At 27.2% G+C, this 228-nt stretch carries 1 pseudogene; it reads left to right on the forward strand.

From position 1 onward, the window contains the following. Window positions 1-228, forward strand: a pseudogene (locus CAMP5053_RS08545) (hypothetical protein); the annotation flags it as partial.

Here is a 228-nt window from a genome sequence, read left to right on the forward strand (position 1 = left end):
AAATCAATGGTGGATTTTATTTAAAGAAAGCTTAGAGTATTCTATAGACACTAATAGCATTACCACCTACAATGCCACAGAAGGTGGAGCTAGGATAGAAGGAAGTATAGAAAAATCTTTTAAAGAATTATGTGAAAATTTATTAAAAGAAAATAAGCCTTTATTTGAAAAACTACAAACTTTAAGCAAAAAAGAAATTCAAGATAAAAAAGATAAGATTGATGAGTG

Source organism: Campylobacter sp. S4:11 (assembly GCF_024723695.1).
In the GTDB taxonomy this organism is placed as follows: domain Bacteria; phylum Campylobacterota; class Campylobacteria; order Campylobacterales; family Campylobacteraceae; genus Campylobacter_D; species Campylobacter_D jejuni_C.